This window comes from Bradyrhizobium sp. SZCCHNR1051 (assembly GCF_032489615.1).
Lineage (GTDB): Bacteria > Pseudomonadota > Alphaproteobacteria > Rhizobiales > Xanthobacteraceae > Bradyrhizobium.
In genome coordinates this window covers 132,256-151,691 of sequence record NZ_JAUEYJ010000004.1, presented here as the reverse complement: position 1 = coordinate 151,691, position 19,436 = coordinate 132,256, and the positions used below count along the sequence as shown (strand labels likewise).

Sequence of the window (19,436 nt, the reverse complement as noted above, 5' to 3'; positions counted from 1 at the left end):
CCTATGGACAGGGATGGATGTCATGCTGCGCTGGATTCATCGGATTCTAGGCCTTTTCGTCATCATTCCGCTGATGGCACTCGCGATCAGCGGTTCGGTGCTGTCGGCGATTCCGGCCTGGGATCGGGCTGAAGCAATTTCGCCAAGCAGTGTCACCGTCGCCGCTTTGGCTGGCCGAGTCGTCGGCACCTATCCTGGTGTGGAGGAGCTCAAACGCCTGCCCTCCGGTAAGATCATCGCCTTCTATTCCGGGAACGACGGCCCGGCCGCGAGCGTGGTGAACCCTGTGAGCGGTGAATTCGTTTCGGACTACACGCGCTCGGCATTCGAACGCTGGATGACCAACCTGCATCGCTCGTTCTTTCTCGGCGATAGCGGGCGCATGGCCGCGGGCGCCGGCGCGCTGGCGATGCTGGTCCTGCTGCTGTCTGGCCTGCAGATGACCGCCCGGCGCATGGGAGGATGGGGACAGATTCTCAGCCGGGCGCGCGGCAATGGCATTCAGCGACTACATACCGACCTCGGCCGGCTGGCGGCTGGTGGGCTTCTGCTGTCAACTCTGACGGCGCTCTATCTGTCGCTCACCACGTTCGGACTGATTTCGGACGGCATGTCGCAGGCGCCCGCTTTCCCGACGGCGACGACCCGCGGCCCGGCTCTTCCCGTCGAGCAAATCGCTGCCTTGCGCGGCATCGATCTTTCCCAGCTCCGAGTGCTGACTTTTCCCAACCCGGCGAACCCGGACGACCTCTTTCACCTGACCACCGCGACCGGCGAAGGATATGTCGATCCCGCGGGCGGAGGCCTGCTGGCTTGGCACGACCATTCAATCGCCCGGCAGATCTACGAATTCATCTACATGCTGCACACCGGCCAAGGGCTGTGGTGGCTCGGCTTGCTGCTGGGCGTCAGTGCCCTCAACGTTCCGGTACTTGGCTTGAGCGGAGCTGTGATGTGGTGGAGCCGGCGCCGTGCATATGCTCCAATTGCTGACAACGTTGTCGCCAAGAACGCCGACACCGTGATCCTGGTCGGGAGCGAGGGTGGCAGCACATGGGGCTTTGCCCGCACGCTGCACGCCGCCCTGACGGCTAACGGACACGGGGTTCATACGGCCTCGATGGATAGCTTGTTGCGATCCTATCCATCGGCGCGGCGCATGTTCCTGCTGGCCGCGACCTATGGCGACGGCGCGGCTCCCGCGACGGCCAGCGTGTTCCTCAAACGCCTTGACGGGATCACAGAGCCGCCGCCTTTTCCGATCGCGGTCCTCGGCTTCGGCGACCGGCAATTTCCGCAATTCTGCCGTTTCGCTCGCGATGTCGAAGCGACGTTGGCGCGGAAGGGCTGGGCGTCGCTGATGCCGCTCGAGACGATCGACCGCCAATCCGAGCAGGAATTCGCCCGATGGGGCGAGGCGCTGTCTCAGGTCATGGGCGAAGAGCTGGCGCTGCTGCATGTGCCGGAGCGGCCGCGCACGCATACCCTGACGCTTGTCGACCGCGTCGACTACGGCGCGGAGGTGCAGGCGCCAACCTGCGTGCTGCGCTTCGCGCTGCCGAGGAGCCACATGTTCGCGCGCGTCGCAGGGGGCGGCTGGCCGCGCTTCACGGCAGGCGACCTCATAGGCGTCGTGCCGCCGGGCTGCAGCTCACCGCGCTATTATTCGTTGGCCAGTTCGACCAGCGATGGATTTGTCGAGATCTGCGTGCGCAAACATCCCGGCGGGCTTTGCTCGGGCCTGCTTCACGGGCTTGAGCCGGGCGACAGCGTCGAGGCCTTCGTGAAGGCCAATCCAGCCTTCCGTCCGGCGCGCGGACGAAAGCCGGTCATCCTGATCGGCGCCGGCACCGGCATTGGTCCCCTGGCGGGATTGGTCCGCGCCAATTTCTCGCGCAGGCCCATGCATCTCTATTTCGGCGGTCGCGATCCAGCCTCGGACTTCCTCTATGAGCGCGAGATCGCCGGCTGGCTGAATGACAGACGGCTGACGAGCCTCGCCACCGCCTTCTCGCGCGTGAAAGGCGGCGGCTATGTGCAGGATCGGCTGCGCAAGGACGCCGATCGATTTCGTGCCCTGATCGCCGGTGGTGCGCAGGTCATGGTGTGTGGTGGGCGCGACATGGCGGCGGGCGTGACGGAGGCCATAGCTGATGTGCTCGCGCCGACCGGCCTGACGCCCATGGTGCTCAAGGCCCGGGGGAGGCTTGCTGAAGATGTCTACTGATCTTGTTCGCCACGCATTGAGCGGCGCCACGATGGGAACGCGCTGGTCGGCGCTGGTCTATGCTTTTCCTGACACCGACATTGCCGCACTGGAGGCCGCCCTGGCTCGTGCCGTCGATCGCGTCGACCGCCAGATGTCCACATGGAAGCCGGACAGCGATCTGATGCGATTGAACTCGGCCGCGCAAGGCGTCTGGGTATCCCTACCTGCCGAGATCATGCAAGTTCTGCAACGGGGCGTGACGATCGGACATGCATCGGGCGGAGCCTTTGACATCGGCCTGGGGCACCTGGTCAATGCCTGGGGCTTCGGACCTGCTGCCTCTGCTCCCGACAAGGACGCGATCCAGATGGCGCTTCGTGAGCGACTGCCGCCAACCCATACGGTTCTAGAGCTGGATGTGCCGGGAAGCAGGGTGCGCAAACACGCGCAGTCTACGTTGGACCTTTCAGGAATCGCCAAGGGTTTCGCCGTGGACGAGATGATGCGAACGGTCGAGGCCCTCGGTATTTCCAATGCGCTGGTCAGTCTGGATGGAGAGCTGAAAGCACGAGGCGCCAAGGCGGACGGAACACCTTGGCGCGTGGCGGTAGAAAAGCCTGACTACGAACAGCGCGGTCCGCTTGGCGTTATTGAATTATGGGACGCGGCGGTCGCTACTTCAGGCGATTACCGGCATTGGATCGATCTCGGGCGAAAACGTCTGTCTCACACCATGGACCGGTCACGCGGCGGTCCCATCGACAACGCAATCGCCTCAGTCTCCGTCGTCGCGGCAAGCTGCATGGATGCTGACGCATGGGCGACGGCATTCATGGTCCTCGGTCCGGTGCAGAGCAAGGCGCTGGCGCAGGAGCAGGGCCTCAGTGCCCTGCTTATCCAGCGAGGGAACGAGAGGTTGGTCGAGATTCCGGTCGGTCCGGCGTTCGAGGTGCCTTGGGCAGCGTCGGCGGAGATGAGGCGGCAAGATCTATCACATGGGTGAGGTCGATGTGCACGCGCTCCGCCTAGCTGCCTAGGTACGGCGGCAAACGGCCATGCGGTGGATTGGCTCTCGATGCTGGATCTTGGTTCCGACAAATCATCGTGATGCAGCCGGATGGAGAGGTTTGACCAACATCAAGCTCGCGCATCGTCGCCCATTTAGCTTCCTCTGCGAATTTTTCGTCCGCGACGCAGAGGAGATGGTCATGAAGGCGCTCGTCTATAATGGTCCGGGAAAGAAGGCCGTTGAGGAAAGGCCGAAACCCGAGATTTCGGCTCCGACCGACGCCATCGTCAAGCTTGTGAAGACGACAATCTGCGGGACTGACCTCCACATATTGAAAGGCGACGTTCCGACCTGTGTACCCGGCCGAATTCTTGGCCATGAGGGCGTCGGCATCGTCGACAAGATCGGCGGCGCCGTTACCGCCTTCAGGCCGGGCGATCACGTCATCATCTCCTGCATTTCCTCCTGCGGGACCTGCGACTATTGCCGGCGCGGAATGTATTCCCATTGTGTGAACGGCGGCTGGATCCTTGGCAACCGAATCGACGGAACGCAGGCGGAATACGTGCGTACTCCGTTTGCTGACACCAGCCTTTATCATGTGCCGGCCGGAACCGAAGAAGACGCGTTGGTGATGCTGAGCGACATTCTTCCGACCGGCTTCGAGTGCGGCGTGCTCAACGGTAAGGTCCAGCCCGGCTCGACGGTGGCGATCGTCGGCGCCGGTCCGATCGGCTTGGCAGCCCTGCTGACGGCCCAATTCTACTCGCCGGCCGAAATCATCATGATCGACCTCGACGACAATCGCCTGGAGATGTCGTCCCGCTTCGGCGCCACAACTGTCATCAACAACAAGGATGGCAAGGCTGTTGAAAAGATCATGGAGATGACGGGCGGTCGCGGCGTCGACACCGCCATGGAAGCGGTCGGTGTGCCGGCGAGCTTCATCGTCTGCGAGGATATCGTTGCGCCCGGCGGCGTCATTGCCAATATCGGTGTTCACGGCGTCAAGGTCGATTTGCACCTGGAGCGACTGTGGGACCGCAATATTGCGATCACGACAAGGCTCGTCGACACTGTCACCACGCCGATGCTGCTTAAAACGGTACAATCTCGCAGGATCGACGCGAAGAAGCTCATCACCCATCGGTTCAAGTTCGAAAAGATCCTGGACGCCTATGAGACCTTCGGAGCAGCTGCCAGTACGCACGCCCTGAAGGTGCTGATCGAGTTCTAGTACCCGGACTCATGGCCGGGGGATACGTCGGCCTTTGAAGGGGCGCTGGCTAACCTTTTTCTCGATCCAGACGAAGGGTTCAGCTCTGTCGTCGCAGGCTTGGACGAAGGCATCGATCGCACGACTGCGACATTTTGGGAAAGACGCGCGTAACCTACGGACTGCCGAGCTTCAGCGCTGATCGCCGAATGTGACACTTCGATGAATGATCCAGCGCAACACTGCACCGTTCGCCGGCTGCTACGAGGCCGTTATCAAATTGCGACGTGCGCCGATGAAAACTGAAATTGTCAGAGAGCTCGGACAACCCGACATCCTGCTGCCGCAGCTCGTGGCAGAGGGATTGGCCGCCAACGATCGCATCAAGCTCCGCCTCAGCGCGCTGCAGGCCGCGGTCCAACATGCAAGACAGCCGCGCGCGAACGTGCCTGATCTCGCGATGGAGAGCCGCGCTGCCGGGCTGGCGCCTGCGGCGCTCGTCACACTGATCGGCGGAGCACATCTGGCTGGCGACGACAAGGTGGTGGCACCGGGACTCGCTCCTCTGCTGAAGGGCATCGAGGGCGATATTCTCGCGATGATCGGTGCCGCCGCCGCAGGCAATCCGTCGGAAGGTCAGCAGTTCGAAAGACGCCTGGCCTCGATCCGCAGCGCGGGTCACCTCGAAGCGACGCCGGAGATCGAGATCGCCCGCGTCGGTCGGCTGACCGGGGTCGAGCATGACGGACCGGACAGCCTGCATCGGCTGGTGATGGACCTGCACAAGGCATTGAACCGTCTGGCCGCGAGCAACTCGGAGGAGGTCATCGCCGGCGCACATGTCTTCGGCGTGCAGGACGCCGATCGCGCACCGATCGCGAGCTTCATGCGCGGGCTCAACGAGACGAGACCGCTCAAGTTCAATCATCCCGGGCTCGATACGACCGCAATCCGGGCGGGCGACCGGCTGGTCATCCAGAACGACATCGGCACCACCGATGCGCATGTGATCGTCATCGTGGTCACGGCGAGAGCCGTGACCATCACCTATACCGACGTTCATCTGGCGCGCGCGAAGTTCTTCGTATCGCTGTTCGACGAGTGTTCGCTGAAATGGAGCGGCCTGGACAAGCATGCCGCCGCGGGGCTCGAGGACGACGGGACGTTCTATCTCGTCACCGGATCTCATGAGTATGGAGCGCCCGACGATCGCGACGAATTGCTCGCCGCCATCGGATCTTCGCTGGTGTTCCTGATCGACTGGAACAAGGCGCGCAAACTGCTGCGCAGCTGGGTCGCCAAGACCGATGCGGTTCGTATCCTGGAATGGGCGGCGCGGCAGCGTGTCGGTCACCGCGGCTTTCTGGAGCTTGGCGGCAGCGAGCTGCTCGGCGCAGCCGTGCGCAGCGCGGCACCGACGCGCATCGGCTTCGGCGAGCGGCTCGACCAGGTGCTGGGGCGAGAGGCAGCGATCGGTTTCCTCAAGACGTGCCTGCAGGTCTCGACCGAGGCTTTGCGCGAGGGGCAGTCGTCCCGGCTGGCGCGGGACCGGATCGGCGCCGAGTTGGTCAGGCATCTCGATCGCGTCGATAGCGGATTGCTCGCGATGGTGCTCCGACAGATCGGCCTGGCGCGCGATGTGGCGGCGCTGGTCCAACAGGCCGTGTCGATGATCGAGCCGGAGCCGATGTTGGTCAGGCAGCTCGCGGAGCGGGCGGGCCGGATCGAGCGGAAGGCCGACAGGATCGCCATCGAGGCGCGTGCGGAAATCGCGCGGCTCGCTGCGCGGCCGGTGATCGGCGACCTGGTCGACCGGATCGAGCAGGCGATCGATGAGTTGGAGCAGGCTGCGTTCATTGCGTCGCTGGCGCCGGGCGCGCTGAAGCCCGAGATCAGATCCGCACTGGGGGCGCTCGCGTTGGTGGCGGTGTCGGCAACCGAGCACGCCGCGTCGGGTCTCGCCGCCGCTGCCGAGGTCCAGGAAGGCCGCCGAGCAGATTCGGAAGATGCGTTGGCGGCGGTTGCCCGGCTGATGGATGCCGAGCACCAGGCGGATGCCAAGGAACGCGAAATCACTGCGAGCGTGTTCTCCGGCGGGCTCGATCTGGCAGCCTCTCTTGGCGCTCTGGAGCTCGCGCGGGCGATCGAGCGCGCGACCGACTGCCTGGCGAGCTTCGGCCATTTGCTGCGGCGCTACACGATGAGTGACCTCTCGGCCTAGGGAACGAAGTGATGATGATGGTGCGGATCGGGGATGGCCGGCGCGAGCTGCCTGGCGCCGAAGAGGTCGGGGCGAAGGCGGCAAATCTCGCACGGATGGCGGCGCTGGGTCTGCCGGTGCCGCCTGCATTCGTGCTGCCGGTGCAGCTCTGCGCCGACGTGGTGGCCGGCAAGGGGCAGGCAACGCGTCAGCTCGTTGACGGACTGAAAGGAGGGATCGCCTTTCTCGAGCAGGCGACCGGAAAGTCGTTCGGCTGCTCGCGCAATCCGCTGCTCGTGTCCGTCAGGTCCGGTGCGGCGCGGTCGATGCCGGGCATGCTGGATACCGTTCTCAATGTCGGCTGCACGTCGCGCGCCGTGCGCGGTCTGGTGCGCGCAACGGGGCGGCCGCGGCTGGCCTGGGACTGCCGGCGGCGCCTGCTCGAGAGCTACGCCGAAACGGTCATCGGGATCGATCCCGCCCCGCTTGCCGAGCGATTGAGCCAGATGATTGCCGCCGAAGGCGTCAGCAACGAGCGTGAGCTGGACAGCGAGGCGCTCGAGCGGCTGGTTTGCGACGAACACAAGCTTCTGGAAGAGGCCGATGATGACGGATGGCTCGAAGATGCCGCGGTGCAGCTGGAACGCTCGGCGCGGGCCGTCTATCGATCCTGGACCAGTGAGCGGGCGCGGACCTATCGCCGGCTCGAGGGCCTCGAGCATCTCAAGGGCACGGCGGTCACGGTACAGGCCATGGTGTTCGGCAATGGCGGTATGTCGTCCGGTGCGGGCGTCGCATTCTCGCGCGATCCCTCGACGGGAGCGGACGAGCCGGTCATCGACGTCATGTTCGATTCGCAAGGCGAGGACGTCGTCTCCGGCCGAAGGACGCCGGAAACCGAGGGGGCCCTGTCACGGGCGCTGCCGGATGTGGCGCTGGGGCTGCGTGCAACTCTGAAGCGGCTGGAAAGTGAATTTCGCGATGTGCAGGACATCGAATTCACCATCGAGGAAGGCCGATTGTGGATCCTGCAGACAAGAGCCGCCAAGCGCACCCCGCGCGCCGCGCTCCGCATCGCGGTCGACCTCGTGCACGAAGGATCGATCACGCGGGAAGAGGCCCTGGGAAGACTTGAAGGCATCGATGTCGAGGCACTCACGGAGACCTCGCTCGTTTCGGCCGGCCAGCCCGCAGCCGTGGGAGTTGCGGCTTCCGGCGGTGTCGCAACGGGTCGGGCTGCCTTCGACAGCGCGTCCGCGGAACGCCTCGCGGCGGCAGGTGATCCGGTCATTCTGATCCGTCACGACACCAGCACCGCGGACATCGCCGGCTTCGCCGCGGCCTCCGGGATCGTCACGGCCGTTGGCGCCCGCACCGCGCATGCCTCGCTCGTCGCCCGTCAGATGGGCAAGCCCTGCGTGGTCGGTTGCGCCGCGATCCGGGTCGATGGTGAAGCGCAGCAGGCACGTATCGGCGCAGCGGTCGTGTCCCCCGGCGACTGGATCACCGTCGACGGCAATACGGGCCGTCTCTACCTGGGGCGCGGCGAAATCGTCGCACAACGGCCCGAGGCTGAGCTTGCGGAGCTGTCGACATGGCGCTTTCCGCGCGATACCGGCCCTGGGGGCGCAATCGCTGAAGCGCCCGCGGCCTGACCAGTTGCCGCTGGTCTAAGCGAAGGACCGGATCATACGCCGCTCAATCAGCAGGTCGCAGGTGCGCCCACCAGGCCCCCCACCAAGCCTTCCCCGGTTTCTCCAGGGATCGATGCCCGGGCGAGCTCTTCCAGGGCCCGTCGCACCGACTCGACGAGGTCCAGCGCCACCGGCGAGGGGCTGCGCTGCGGCGGAAACACCGCGGCGAATTCGAAATCGATGCGCGGCGTGAATGGCCGCATCACCACGCCGCGGCCGTCGAATTCGCGCGCGGTGAACGGATCGCAAATCGAGACGCCCAGTCCCGACGACACCATCCCGCACATGATTTCCGACAGCGTCGTCTCGACCCGCAGCACGCGCCTGACATCCTCGCGATGGAAGATCTGATCGATCAGATGCCGGCTGGTGGAGCCTGACGAGAGCGAGATGAAGGTCTCCCCCTCGAAGTCGCGCGGCACCAAGATTGTCTTCGCACACAGCCGATGGCCTGCCGGGAGGACGGCGACGCGCGCCAGCGCCGGCAGCTTGATGCTCGGCAGGCCGGCATGGGCGATCGGCACCTCGGCAAATCCGACGTCGCATTGCGCGTTCAGCACCCAGTCGATCACGATCGGCGAGATCACGCCGAAAAATGCGAGATTGAGATTGGGCCGCTCCTGCAGGAAGCCGCCCGCCAGCCGTGGCAGATAGCCATTGGCAAGAGCGGGCAGGGCGGCGATGCGCAACGTGCCGGTGCGCCGGCCGCGAATTTCCTCGGCTGCTGCAGTGATGCGATCGAGCCCGACGAAGGAGCGTTCCACCTCCATGTAGAGCGCCGTTGCCGCGGCGGTCGGCACCAGCCCGGTGCCGCGCCGTTCGAAAAGCTCCATCTTGAGCAGCGCCTGAAGGTCGCGCAGCAGCCGGCTGACCGCCGGCTGCGTCACCGCCATCAGCTTGGCGGCTTCGGTCACACTGCCGCTCAGCATCATCGCCCGGAAGGCTTCGACCTGCCGCGAGTTGATCCGCGCCATCAGTCCTCCAATCCATAACATTTGCGTATGAACAGGGTGCCATTATTCATTGGACGATCAAAGCCTCTGCTGCGATCTTTTTTGGCAGGGTGAGGGGTGGCTCGTTTTTTAGGCTCGTCAGCTCCGGGTTTTCTGGACTGCGGATGCATCGGCCAAGCCCGATCTCCCTGGGACGGTTATTTAATACCGTCTCATATCCAAGATGATGGAGATCGGTCCGATGAAGCACCCTAAACTCCTGATGGCGGTCAGCGTCGCCGTCCTGGCTTCAGCCTCCCAGGTCTGGGCTCAGCAGAAGACGCTCTATGTCGCCGGCTATGGCGGCTCGTTCGAGAAGACCATCCGCGAGGAAGTGATCCCGCCGTTCGAGCAGGCCAACGGCGTCAAGGTCGAATACGTCGCCGGCAACTCCACCGACACACTCGCCAAGCTGCAGGCGCAGAAAGGCAATCAGCAGATCGACGTCGCCATCGTCGACGACGGTCCGATGTACCAGGCGATCCAGCTCGGCTTCTGCGACAAGGTCACCGGGCTGCCTGGCGATCTCCTCGATGTCGCGCGCTTCAAGGACGACAAGGCGGTCGCGATCGGTCTCGTCGCCACCGGCCTGATGTACAACAAAAAGGTGTTCGCCGAGAAAGGCTGGGCCGCGCCGACGTCGTGGAATGATCTCAAGGATCCGAAATACAAGCAGCTGCTCGTCATCCCGCCGATCAACAACACCTACGGCCTCAACGTCCTGCTGATGCTGGCCAAGATGAACGGCGGCAGCGAAGCGAACGTCGATGCCGGCTTCAAGATCTTCAAGACCGACATCAATCCGAACGTGCTGGCCTACGAGCCGTCGCCGGGCAAGATGACCGAGCTGTTCCAATCGGGTCAGGCGGTCATCGCCGTGTGGGGCAGCGGCCGCGTGCAGAGCTTCGCCAATACCGGCTTCCCGGTCGATTTCGTCTATCCGAAGGAAGGTGCCGTGAGCCTGCTGACGACGGCGTGTCCGATCGCCAAGCCGTCGGTCTCGCCGCTGGCCTCGAGCTTCATCAAGCTGCTGCTCGATCCGAAGATCCAGCTCACGATGCTGAAGGAATATGGCTATGGCCCGGTGGTGAAGTCCGTGGTCGTGCCCGAGGGCGTCGGCGCGATGGCGCCGATCGGCGAGCGTGCCGCCAAGGTCTATGCGCCGGATTGGAGCGTGGTCAACGAGAAGCGCGAGGAATGGACCAAGCGCTGGAATCGCGAAGTCGAGCGCTGACTAGTCGTTTGTTGCGAGCCTCTCTCGTCGACGGCGGTCTTCTCCCTCCCCCCTTGTGGGGGAGGGTCGGGGAGGGAGGGACCACACCAATGGTCTTCGGGCCGCCCCCCACCCCCGGCCCCTCCCCGCAAGGGGGAGGGGAGTGCACCGTGCGCGCGGCGCCAGCATTCCTCGCCCATCTGGATTCAAAGCATGTCCTTCCTCGAGCTCGACCGCGTCGGCAAGTCCTTCGGCCCCAACACGGCGGTCGAGGAGTTCAGCCTCGGCGTCGCCAAGGGCGAGTTCATCTCGTTCCTGGGGCCGTCCGGCTGCGGCAAGACGACAACCTTGCAGATGATCGCGGGCTTCCTCGACCCGTCGCACGGCGCGATCCGGCTCGAGGGCAGGGATCTGGTCGCGATGCCGCCGGCGAAGCGCGGGCTCGGCATCGTGTTCCAGAGCTACGCGCTGTTTCCGCACATGACGGCGGCCGAGAACGTCGCCTTCGGCCTGGAGATGCGCAAGGTCGCGCGCAAGGATCGTGAGGAGCGCGTGCGCGCGGCGCTCGCGCTGGTCGGCCTCGCCGGCTATGAGGACCGTCATCCGCGCCGCATGTCCGGCGGCCAGCAGCAGCGCGTCGCGCTGGCGCGCGCGCTGGTGATCCGCCCGAGCGTGCTGCTGCTCGATGAGCCCCTGTCCAATCTCGATGCGCGCCTGCGCGAGGACATGCAGATCGAGCTGCGCCAGATCCAGCGCAATCTCGGCACCACGACCATCCTCGTCACCCATGATCAGATCGAGGCGATGTCGCTATCCGACCGCATCGTCGTGATGAGCAAGGGGAGGATCGAGCAGATCGGCACGCCGCAGCAGGTGTACGAGCAGCCGGCCTCCGCCTTCGTCGCGCAATTTCTCGGCAAGACCAACGAGTTTGCTGCGACCGTGGACCGCACCGGGGGGCAGGCCAGACTGGTCGCGGGATCTTGGAGTGCGCCGGCGCCGGCCGGCGTGGCCGGCTCCGTCGCCGTCAGCGTCCGGCCCGAGCGCATCAACTTCGGTGACGCCGGTCTTGCAGGGCGCATCACGAGCCGCATCTTCCAGGGCAATCACTGGCTGTTCCAATGCGACACCGAATGCGGGCCCGCCATCGTGATCCGGCAGAATGACGGCCAGCCGCAGCCTGAGCAGGGCGCAGCGGTGCATCTCGTCTGGCAGGTCTCGGACATGAGCCTGCGCGCCGCGAAGGCTGCAGCATGAGCGCGACCATCGCGTCCAACTCGTCCGAGACGCGCGCCGGCCTCTCGCTGGCGCTGCCGGCCTTGATGCTGTTCCTGGGAGTCGTCGTGATCCCGTTGGCGATGACGGTGATGCTGTCGTTCCATGATTGGGGCCAGTACAAGGGCATCGAGCCGGTCTTCATCCTGAAGAACTGGATCGAGATCTTCGACGACCCCTACTACGCCGAGATGTTCTGGCGCACCTTCCGCGTCGCGGTGCTGGCGACCTTGATAACGGCGGTGTTCGGCGTGCCCGAGGCCTACATCCTCAACCGCATGCAGGGGCCGTGGAAGGGCCTCTTCCTGCTGGTGATCATCGGCCCGCTGCTGATCTCGGTGGTTGCGCGCACGCTCGGCTGGGCGCTCCTGTTCGGCGGCAACAACGGGCTCGCCAACAAGCTCCTGATGACATCAGGCCTGATCGATTCGCCGGTCCGGTTCATGTTCACCGAAACCGGCATGGTGATCGCGCTGGCGCACGCGATGATGCCGTTCATGGTGCTCGCGGTATGGACCGCACTGCAGCGGCTCGATCCGCAGGTCGAGAATGCGGCGTTGTCGCTGGGTGCAAGCTCGCTGACGGTGGTCCGCCGCATCGTGCTGCCGCAGATCATGCCGGGCGTGCTGTCGGGCGCCATCATCGTATTCTCGCTGTCCGCCAGCGCCTTTGCGACGCCGGCGATCATCGGCGGCCGCAGGCTCAAGGTCGCCGCGACGCTCGCCTATGACGAATTCCTCAACACGTTGAACTGGCCGCTCGGCGCCGCGGTTGCCGTGCTGCTGCTGATCGCGCTCGTCCTGATCGTGGTCGGCTCCAATGCGCTGATCGAGCGCCGCTACCAGGAGATGTTCCGATGAGCAGGAACGGTGCTCTGGCGCTGATCTTCCATGCCGTCTTCGTCGTCTTCATGGTGGCGCCGATCGTCGTCGTGTGCTGGGTCGCGTTCACCCCGGAAGGCTTTCTGTCGATTCCGATCACGAGCTTCTCGCTGCGCTGGTTCAGGGCGCTCGCCGACTATCCGGAATTCGTCCACGCCTTCGGCGTAAGCCTGTGGCTCGGCGCGCTGTCGTCGTGCGTGGCGCTATTGTTCGCGGTGCCGGCGGCGCTCGCGATCAGCCGCTATCGCTTCCGCGGCCGTGACGCGCTGTCGGCGCTGTTCCTGTCGCCCTTGATGATCCCGCATGTGGTGCTCGGCATCGCCTTCCTGCGCTTCTTCACGTCGGTCGGCATCGGCGGCACGTTCGTGGCGCTGGTGATCGCCCATGTCGTCGTGGTGTTTCCGTTCGCGCTGCGGCTGACGCTTGCGGCCGCGACCGGCATGGACCGCTCGATCGAGATGGCCGCGATCTCGCTCGGCGCCAACGGCTGGACGATGTTTCGCCGCGTCACCTTGCCCGCGATCCTGCCCGGCATCGTCAGCGGTTGGATGCTCGCCTTCATCCAGTCGTTCGACGATCTGACCATGACCGTGTTCCTGGCGACGCCCGGCACCGAGACCCTGCCGGTGCGCATGTTCCTCTACATCCAGGACAACATCGATCCGCTGGTGACATCGGTATCGGCCAGCGTCATCGCCATCACCATGACCGTCCTGATCCTGCTCGACCGCTTCTACGGGCTCGACCGCGTGCTCACCGCCAAAGGCGGCGACGCAGGACGATAGGAGACACTACGATGAGAGACTATGACGTCGCCGTCGTCGGCGGCGGCCTGCTCGGCTCTGCGATTGCCTGGGGGCTCGGCCGGCTCGGCCAGCGCGTCGCCGTGCTCGACGAGGGCGATATTGCCAAACGCGCCTCGCGCGCCAACTTCGCGCTGGTGTGGGTGCAGAGCAAGGGCCTGGGCATGCCGGCCTATACCGGCTGGACGGTGCGCGGCTCCAAGGCGTGGCCGAAGCTTGCCGAGGAGCTGAAGGCTCAGACCGGGCTCGACGTCGCGCTGCAGCAGAACGGCGGCTTTCACCTCACGCTGGGCGAGGCCGAGTACGAGCAGCGCACGCAACTCGTCGCGCGCATGCACAATCAGGTCGGCGCCGCCGACTACCAGATGGAGATGCTGCCGGCGGCAGAGGTGAAGAAGATGCTGCCGCTGATCGGCCCGGAGGTCTCCGGCGGCAGCTTCTGTCCCTATGATGGCCACGTGAATTCGCTGCGCACCTTCCGCGCCCTGCATGCCGGCATGAAGCAGTTCGGCGTCGACTATCTGCCAGAACGCGCGGTCGGCGCGATTGCCCGTGAGGGCGATGAGTTCAGGCTGACGACGGCGCAGGGCGAGGTACGCGCAGCGAAGGTGGTGCTCGCGGCAGGGAATGCCAACCAGGCCTTGGCCCCCATGGTTGGACTGTCGGCGCCGATGGGCCCGACGCGCGGCCAGATCGTCGTGACCGAGCGCACGATGCCGTTCCTGCCGCATCCGCTGACCACGATCCGCCAGACCGACGAAGGCACGGTGATGATCGGCGACAGCAAGGAGGACGAGCTCGACGATCGCGTGCAGAACCATCCGATCAACGCTGTCATGGCCGATCGCGCCCAGCGCACCTTCCCGCATCTGGCGCGGCTCAACGTCGTCAGGAGCTGGACCGGCATCCGCGTGATGCCGAAGGACGGCTTCCCGATCTACGAGCAGTCGGAGAGCCACCCAGGCGCCTTCGTCGCCTGCTGCCATTCCGGCGTGACGCTCGCGGCGAACCACGCGTTCGACATCGCGCGCATGGTCAAGGACGGCGCGCTGGAGCCGGAGCTGGTCGGCGCATTCACAGCCAGGCGCTTCGACTGCGAGGCGGGAGCGGGCGGCAGTGGCTACTACTGATAGTGAGAGGCCCGGGACGGGCGCGGAGATGATGATGTTCAAGCGAGCAGAGGGTGACGCCAGGCGATCGGTGACGATCCATGTCGAAGGCAAGGCGATCGCCGCGCGCGAAGGCGACACGGTCTCGGCGGCGCTGCTTGCGTCGGGTCTCGACGTCAGGCGCTCGACCGGGGTCAGCGGCGCCAAGCGGCTGCCCTACTGCATGATGGGCGTGTGCTTCGATTGCCTGGTCACCATCGATGGCGTCGGCAATCGGCAGGGCTGCCTGGTCCCGGTCGCCGAGGGCATGCAAATCGAAATCCAGAAGGGCAAGCGGGAGATCGGCAAATGAGCGCGGCGCCGAAGCATGATCAATACGACGTCGTGGTGATCGGCGCTGGCCCGGCCGGGCTGGCCGCAGCGACCGCGACGGCCGGCGCCGGCCTGTCGACTTTGCTGCTGGACGAGAATGCTGGTCCCGGCGGGCAGGTCTGGCGCGCGATCAATTCGACGCCGGTGAAGAGTGAAGCGCTGCTCGGCACCGACTATTGGTCCGGGGCCGAGATCGCAAAGTCTGCCGAGACCAGCGGGGCCGAGATCATCCATCGGGCCACGGTGTGGAGCCTCGATCGCAAGCTCGAACTCGGCGTCTCCGTCGGCGGCGGCTCGGCCTTCATCAAGGCCGGGCGGGTCATCATCGCGACCGGGGCGCAGGAGCGCCCGTTCCCGATTCCCGGCTGGACCCTGCCCGGCGTGATGACGGCGGGCGCGGCGCAGACGATGCTGAAATCGTCGGGGCTGGTGCCGGATTGTCCGGCGGTGATCGCAGGGCAGGGACCGCTGCTGTGGCTGCTCGCCGCCCAGATCCTGCGGCTTGGCGGTCGCATCGACCGCGTGCTCGACACCACGCCGCGCGCGAACTACATCACAGCACTACCGCACGCCTTCGCCTTCGTGACCTCGTCCTATTTTCTCAAGGGTCTGGCGATGATGCGCGAGGTGCGCGCGAAGGTGCCGGTCACCACGGGCGTGACGGAGCTGGCTGCCACCGGCAACGGCAAGCTCGACGCCGTCAGCTATGTCGCCGCGGGCGGCAAGCGCGAGACGCTGCCGGCCGAGCTGTTATTCTTGCATCAGGGCGTGGTGCCGAACGTCAATCTGGCGATGGCCGCCGGCGTCGAGCATCGCTGGAATGAGCTGCAGCTGTGCTGGACGCCCGTGCTGGACGCCGGCGGCAACAGCTCGATTCCGGGCATCGCGATTGCCGGCGACGGTGCCGGCATCGGCGGTGCGCAGGCCGCGCTGTGGCGCGGACGCATCGCGGCAGCCAGCGCCATCAAGGCCCTTCGGCCCCAGGCAAAGGTTTTGGACTATTCAGCGCAGTTGAAACGCGCCGAGCGTGGCCGTGTCTTCCTCGACGTTCTATTCCAGCCGGCAGAACAGTTCCGTATCCCGCAAGGCGACACCATCGTGTGCCGGTGTGAGGAGATCACCGCCAAGGACGTGCTCGACTCCGTCGCGATCGGGGCCACCGGACCGAACCAGCTCAAGGCCTATCGCCGCACCGGCATGGGGCCATGCCAGGGCAGGCTGTGTGGCCTCACCGTCACCGAGCTGATGGCGCAGGCGCGCGGCAAGAGCCCGCAGGAGATCGGCTATTACCGGCTGCGCGCGCCGGTGAAGCCGATCATGCTGTCCGAGCTCGCGAGCCTGCCGAAGACCGAAGAGGCCACCAAGGCCGTGGTGCGCGGATGACGGTGAAGAAGGATGCCATCATCGTGGGTGGCGGCATCCACGGCTGCTCGACCGCGCTGCATCTATGCCTGGCCGGGTTGAAGCCGGTGCTGATCGAGAAGGACTATGCCGGCCGCCACGCCTCCGGTGTCAACGCCGGCGGCGTGCGCCAGCTCGCGCGCGACGTCGCGGAGATTCCGCTGTCGATCCGCTCGATGGGCATCTGGGAGAACATCAGCGACCTGGTCGACGATGATTGCGGCTTCGAAAGCTTCGGCCAGGTGCTGGTCGCCGAGAACGACGCGGAGCTCGACGCCTGCCGTGCCCGCGTCGCCGATCTCAATGCGCGCGGCTTCACCCATGAGGAGCTGATCGACGGCACGGAATTGCGCCGCCTCGTGCCGGCGGTGGCGGAGAGCTGTCCGGGCGGCGTGGTGTCGCGGCGCGACGGCGCGGCGCAGCCTGCGCGCACCACGACGGCGTTCCGCCGCAAGGCGGAGCAGCTCGGCGCGCTCATTCGCGAGGGCGTGGCCGCGACGAACATCCGCAAGGACGGCAAGCTCTGGCATGTCGACGTCGGTCCTGAGAGCTTTGCCGCGCCGGTGCTGGTCAATGCCGCCGGCGCCTGGGCGGGACGGATCGCCGCGCTGTTCGGCGAGCCGGTCCCGGTCGAGACCATCGCGCCGATGCTGATGATCACGTCTCCCGTCGCGCACTTCATCGATCCCGTCGTCATCCTGCGCGGCCGCAAACTGTCATTCAAGCAGTTCCCCAACGGCACGGTGCTGATCGGCGGGGGCCATCTTGCAACGCCCGACCAGGACCGCAACGAGACCGTGCTGGACTGGCGCAAATTGTCGGAGAGTGCGCGCACCGTCGCGGAGCTGTTCGAGGTGATGCGCAGCGCGACCATCGTGCGTGCCTGGGCCGGCATCGAGGCGCGCATGCGCGACGACATTCCGGTGTTTGGACCGAGTGCGCGGCACGAGGGGCTGTATCACCAGTTCGGCTTCTCCGCGCACGGCTTCCAGCTCGGCCCCGGTGCCGGCGCGGTGATGGCCGAGCTCATCGTGCACGGCGGCACCCAGACGCGGATCGGCGATCTCGGCATTGCGCGCTTTCAGACTTCCACCCCTTCGTCAACGACATGAGGACATGATGACGATCACCCGCAAGATCCGCTCCGCCATTCATCACCGCATCGTCGAGGCCAACGGCTTCGTCTTCATCGGCGGCACCATCGCCGACGACACCTCGGTGTCGATGGGCGAGCAGACCCGTAATATTCTCGGCAAGATCGACGGCTTCCTGAAAGAGGCCGGCACCGACAAGTCGCGCGTCGTCTCCGGCCAGATCTTCGTCACCGACCTGTCGAAGAAGAAGGAGATGGATGCGGCCTGGACCGAGTTTTTCGGCGACGATCTGCCGGTTCGCGCCACGGTCGGCGTCTCCGATCTCGGCGGCGGCGCGCTGATCGAGATCGTCATCACCGCCTTGAAGGGCTGAGCACAACGCCTCGGCTCGGACAAATGTGATCGAGGGTGACGCGCGGACTCGCTCCGCGCGTCATTTGCTTTTGAGGGGATTTCGATCGAACATGGTGTGACTGCAACGTCACGCGACGAAAGACGACCTCATGAGCGATGCCCGCACCGTTCCATCTCCTTCCGCCGGTCTCGCTGCCGTGTTCCGGCACATCGACGCCGAGAGGGAGCATTTTCTCACCCGCGTGATGGACTATGTGCGCCATCCCTCGATCAGCGCGCACAATGTCGGCATTGCCGAGGTGGCTGCGCTGCTGGTGAGGATGCTGCGGGAGATCGGCCTCGAGGCCGAGGCGGTGCCGACCGCGGGTCATCCGATGGTGCTGGGACGCTGGCACAACAAGCCGGGCGCGCCGACCGTGCTCCTCTACGGGCACTACGACGTGCAGCCGCCGGATCCGCTGGAGCTGTGGCTGAGTCCGCCGTTCGAGCCGACCATCCGCGACGGCCGCATCTATGCCCGCGGCATCGGCGACAACAAAGGGCAGCATTTCGCGCAGCTCATGGCGATCGAATCGCATCTCAAGGTTCACGGCGAGCTGCCGTGCAACGTCATCTTCCTGCTCGAAGGCGAGGAGGAAATCGGCAGCCCACGCATTGCCGAGTTTGTCGCCACGCATCGCGAGAAGTTGAAGGCCGATTTCGTGGTCACCGCCGACGGCCCGATGCATGCGTCGGGACGGCCGACCATGACCTATGGCGTCCGTGGCATGTGCTCGTTCGAGCTGCGCGCCAAGCACGCCATCCGCGACGTTCATTCCGGCAATCTCGGCGGCATCGTGCCGAATCCGATCTGGACCCTGGTGCATCTGCTTGCGACGATGAAGAATGCCGCCGGCGAGATCACCATCGACGGTCTCCACGACGCGATCGTGCCGCCAAGTGCGCTTGACGTCGCTGCGGTGAAGCGTTTGCCGCTCGATCTCGATGCCGCCAAGGCAAGCCTCGGTCTCAGCCGCCTCGATGCGCCGGCAGAACGCGGCTACTACGAGCGGCTGATGTTCCACCCGACGCTCACCATCAATGGCTTTCACGGCGGCTATGGCGGCCCCGGCAGCAAGACCGTCCTGCCGTGCGAGGCGGTCGTGAAATGCGACATCCGCCTGGTCGAAGCGATGACGCCGGGCGACGTGCTGGCCAAGGTCGAGGCCCATGTCAGGAAGCACGCGCCCGAGGTCGAGTTCATCCCCCGCGGCGGCATGCTGCCCTCGCGCGTGCCGCTCGATTCGCCCTATGGCGCAATCATCCGCGACGCGATTCGATTGGCACAGGGCGTCACGCCCCTCGAATTTCCGTGCACTGGCGGCAGTCTGCCGGACTACGTCTTCACCAAGATCCTCGGCGTCCCGGCCTTCGTCGTTCCCTATGCGAATGCCGACGAGGCCAATCACGCGCCGAACGAGAACATGACGATCGACTGCTTCTACAATGGCATTCGCACCGGTGCGGCACTGCTCGACCGCGTCGGCGCGCGCGAGCGCTGATGCCGGTGCAACGCCCATCACGATCTCGCGTGCAGTGCGGGAGGCGTCATCGAGCAGCCATGAACGGATGGCA

Annotated in this window: 16 protein-coding genes; 15 read left to right on the top strand and 1 reads right to left on the bottom strand. The window is 65.4% G+C overall.

Going from position 1 to position 19,436, the window contains the following annotated elements; genetic code table 11:
• The first annotated feature begins 22 nt into the window (after positions 1 to 22).
• The 5 genes from QW868_RS06095 (at position 23) to QW868_RS06075 (ending at position 8,289) form a co-directional block, all read left to right on the top strand.
• The gene (locus QW868_RS06095; RefSeq protein WP_316230125.1) at positions 23 to 2,227 is read left to right on the top strand and encodes a PepSY domain-containing protein; all 2,205 of its coding nucleotides are present in this window, start codon (positions 23 to 25) and stop codon (positions 2,225 to 2,227) included.
• Positions 2,208 to 3,212, top strand: a complete 1,005-nt coding sequence (locus QW868_RS06090; protein WP_409999160.1) for an FAD:protein FMN transferase — start codon at positions 2,208 to 2,210, stop codon at positions 3,210 to 3,212. The genes QW868_RS06095 and QW868_RS06090 overlap by 20 nt, the downstream gene beginning before the upstream one ends.
• 205 nt (positions 3,213 to 3,417) lie before the next feature.
• Complete coding sequence (locus tag QW868_RS06085; RefSeq protein WP_315737083.1) at positions 3,418 to 4,455, top strand: zinc-dependent alcohol dehydrogenase family protein; 1,038 nt, start codon at positions 3,418 to 3,420, stop codon at positions 4,453 to 4,455.
• Between the two features lie 274 nt (positions 4,456 to 4,729).
• Positions 4,730 to 6,655, top strand: coding sequence for a hypothetical protein (locus QW868_RS06080; RefSeq protein ID WP_316230124.1), 1,926 nt, complete (start codon positions 4,730 to 4,732; stop codon positions 6,653 to 6,655).
• An 11-nt stretch (positions 6,656 to 6,666) separates the two neighbouring features.
• The gene (locus tag QW868_RS06075) at positions 6,667 to 8,289 is read left to right on the top strand and encodes a PEP/pyruvate-binding domain-containing protein (RefSeq protein ID WP_316230123.1); all 1,623 of its coding nucleotides are present in this window, start codon (positions 6,667 to 6,669) and stop codon (positions 8,287 to 8,289) included.
• Between the two features lie 47 nt (positions 8,290 to 8,336).
• On the opposite strand, the gene QW868_RS06070 is transcribed toward QW868_RS06075, so the two are convergent.
• Positions 8,337 to 9,302, bottom strand: a complete 966-nt coding sequence (locus QW868_RS06070; RefSeq protein ID WP_316230122.1) for a LysR substrate-binding domain-containing protein — start codon at positions 9,300 to 9,302, stop codon at positions 8,337 to 8,339.
• 220 nt (positions 9,303 to 9,522) lie between these two features.
• On the opposite strand from QW868_RS06070, the gene QW868_RS06065 reads away from it, so the two are divergent.
• The 10 genes from QW868_RS06065 to QW868_RS06020 all read left to right on the top strand — a co-directional run bounded on the left by QW868_RS06065 (position 9,523) and on the right by QW868_RS06020 (position 19,363).
• A complete protein-coding gene (locus QW868_RS06065) occupies positions 9,523 to 10,554 on the top strand; it encodes an ABC transporter substrate-binding protein (protein WP_315771625.1) in 1,032 nt (343 codons plus the stop codon).
• 192 nt (positions 10,555 to 10,746) lie between these two features.
• Positions 10,747 to 11,790, top strand: a complete 1,044-nt coding sequence (locus QW868_RS06060; protein ID WP_315736973.1) for an ABC transporter ATP-binding protein — start codon at positions 10,747 to 10,749, stop codon at positions 11,788 to 11,790.
• Positions 11,787 to 12,668 (top strand): ABC transporter permease, encoded by an 882-nt coding sequence (locus tag QW868_RS06055; protein WP_315736974.1) that lies wholly within the window; start codon positions 11,787 to 11,789, stop codon positions 12,666 to 12,668. The genes QW868_RS06060 and QW868_RS06055 overlap by 4 nt, the downstream gene beginning before the upstream one ends.
• Positions 12,665 to 13,474: an ABC transporter permease gene (locus QW868_RS06050; RefSeq protein ID WP_316230121.1), complete on the top strand. Its 810-nt coding sequence runs from the start codon at positions 12,665 to 12,667 to the stop codon at positions 13,472 to 13,474. Before QW868_RS06055 ends, QW868_RS06050 begins: the two co-directional genes overlap by 4 nt.
• A gap of 11 nt (positions 13,475 to 13,485) precedes the next feature.
• The gene (locus QW868_RS06045) at positions 13,486 to 14,622 is read left to right on the top strand and encodes an FAD-dependent oxidoreductase (RefSeq protein WP_316230120.1); all 1,137 of its coding nucleotides are present in this window, start codon (positions 13,486 to 13,488) and stop codon (positions 14,620 to 14,622) included.
• Between the two features lie 34 nt (positions 14,623 to 14,656).
• Positions 14,657 to 14,953: a (2Fe-2S)-binding protein gene (locus QW868_RS06040; protein WP_316230119.1), complete on the top strand. Its 297-nt coding sequence runs from the start codon at positions 14,657 to 14,659 to the stop codon at positions 14,951 to 14,953.
• Entirely contained in the window at positions 14,950 to 16,356 is a 1,407-nt protein-coding gene (locus tag QW868_RS06035; RefSeq protein WP_316230118.1) for an NAD(P)/FAD-dependent oxidoreductase, read from the top strand. Before QW868_RS06040 ends, QW868_RS06035 begins: the two co-directional genes overlap by 4 nt.
• Positions 16,353 to 17,486 (top strand): FAD-dependent oxidoreductase, encoded by a 1,134-nt coding sequence (locus tag QW868_RS06030; RefSeq protein WP_316230117.1) that lies wholly within the window; start codon positions 16,353 to 16,355, stop codon positions 17,484 to 17,486. Before QW868_RS06035 ends, QW868_RS06030 begins: the two co-directional genes overlap by 4 nt.
• Positions 17,487 to 17,493: 7 nt before the next feature.
• On the top strand, positions 17,494 to 17,841 hold the full coding sequence (locus QW868_RS06025) for a RidA family protein (protein ID WP_315737085.1): 348 nt from the start codon (positions 17,494 to 17,496) through the stop codon (positions 17,839 to 17,841).
• 130 nt (positions 17,842 to 17,971) lie between these two features.
• Positions 17,972 to 19,363, top strand: coding sequence for a M20/M25/M40 family metallo-hydrolase (locus QW868_RS06020; RefSeq protein WP_315778603.1), 1,392 nt, complete (start codon positions 17,972 to 17,974; stop codon positions 19,361 to 19,363).
• Positions 19,364 to 19,436 lie beyond the last annotated feature (73 nt).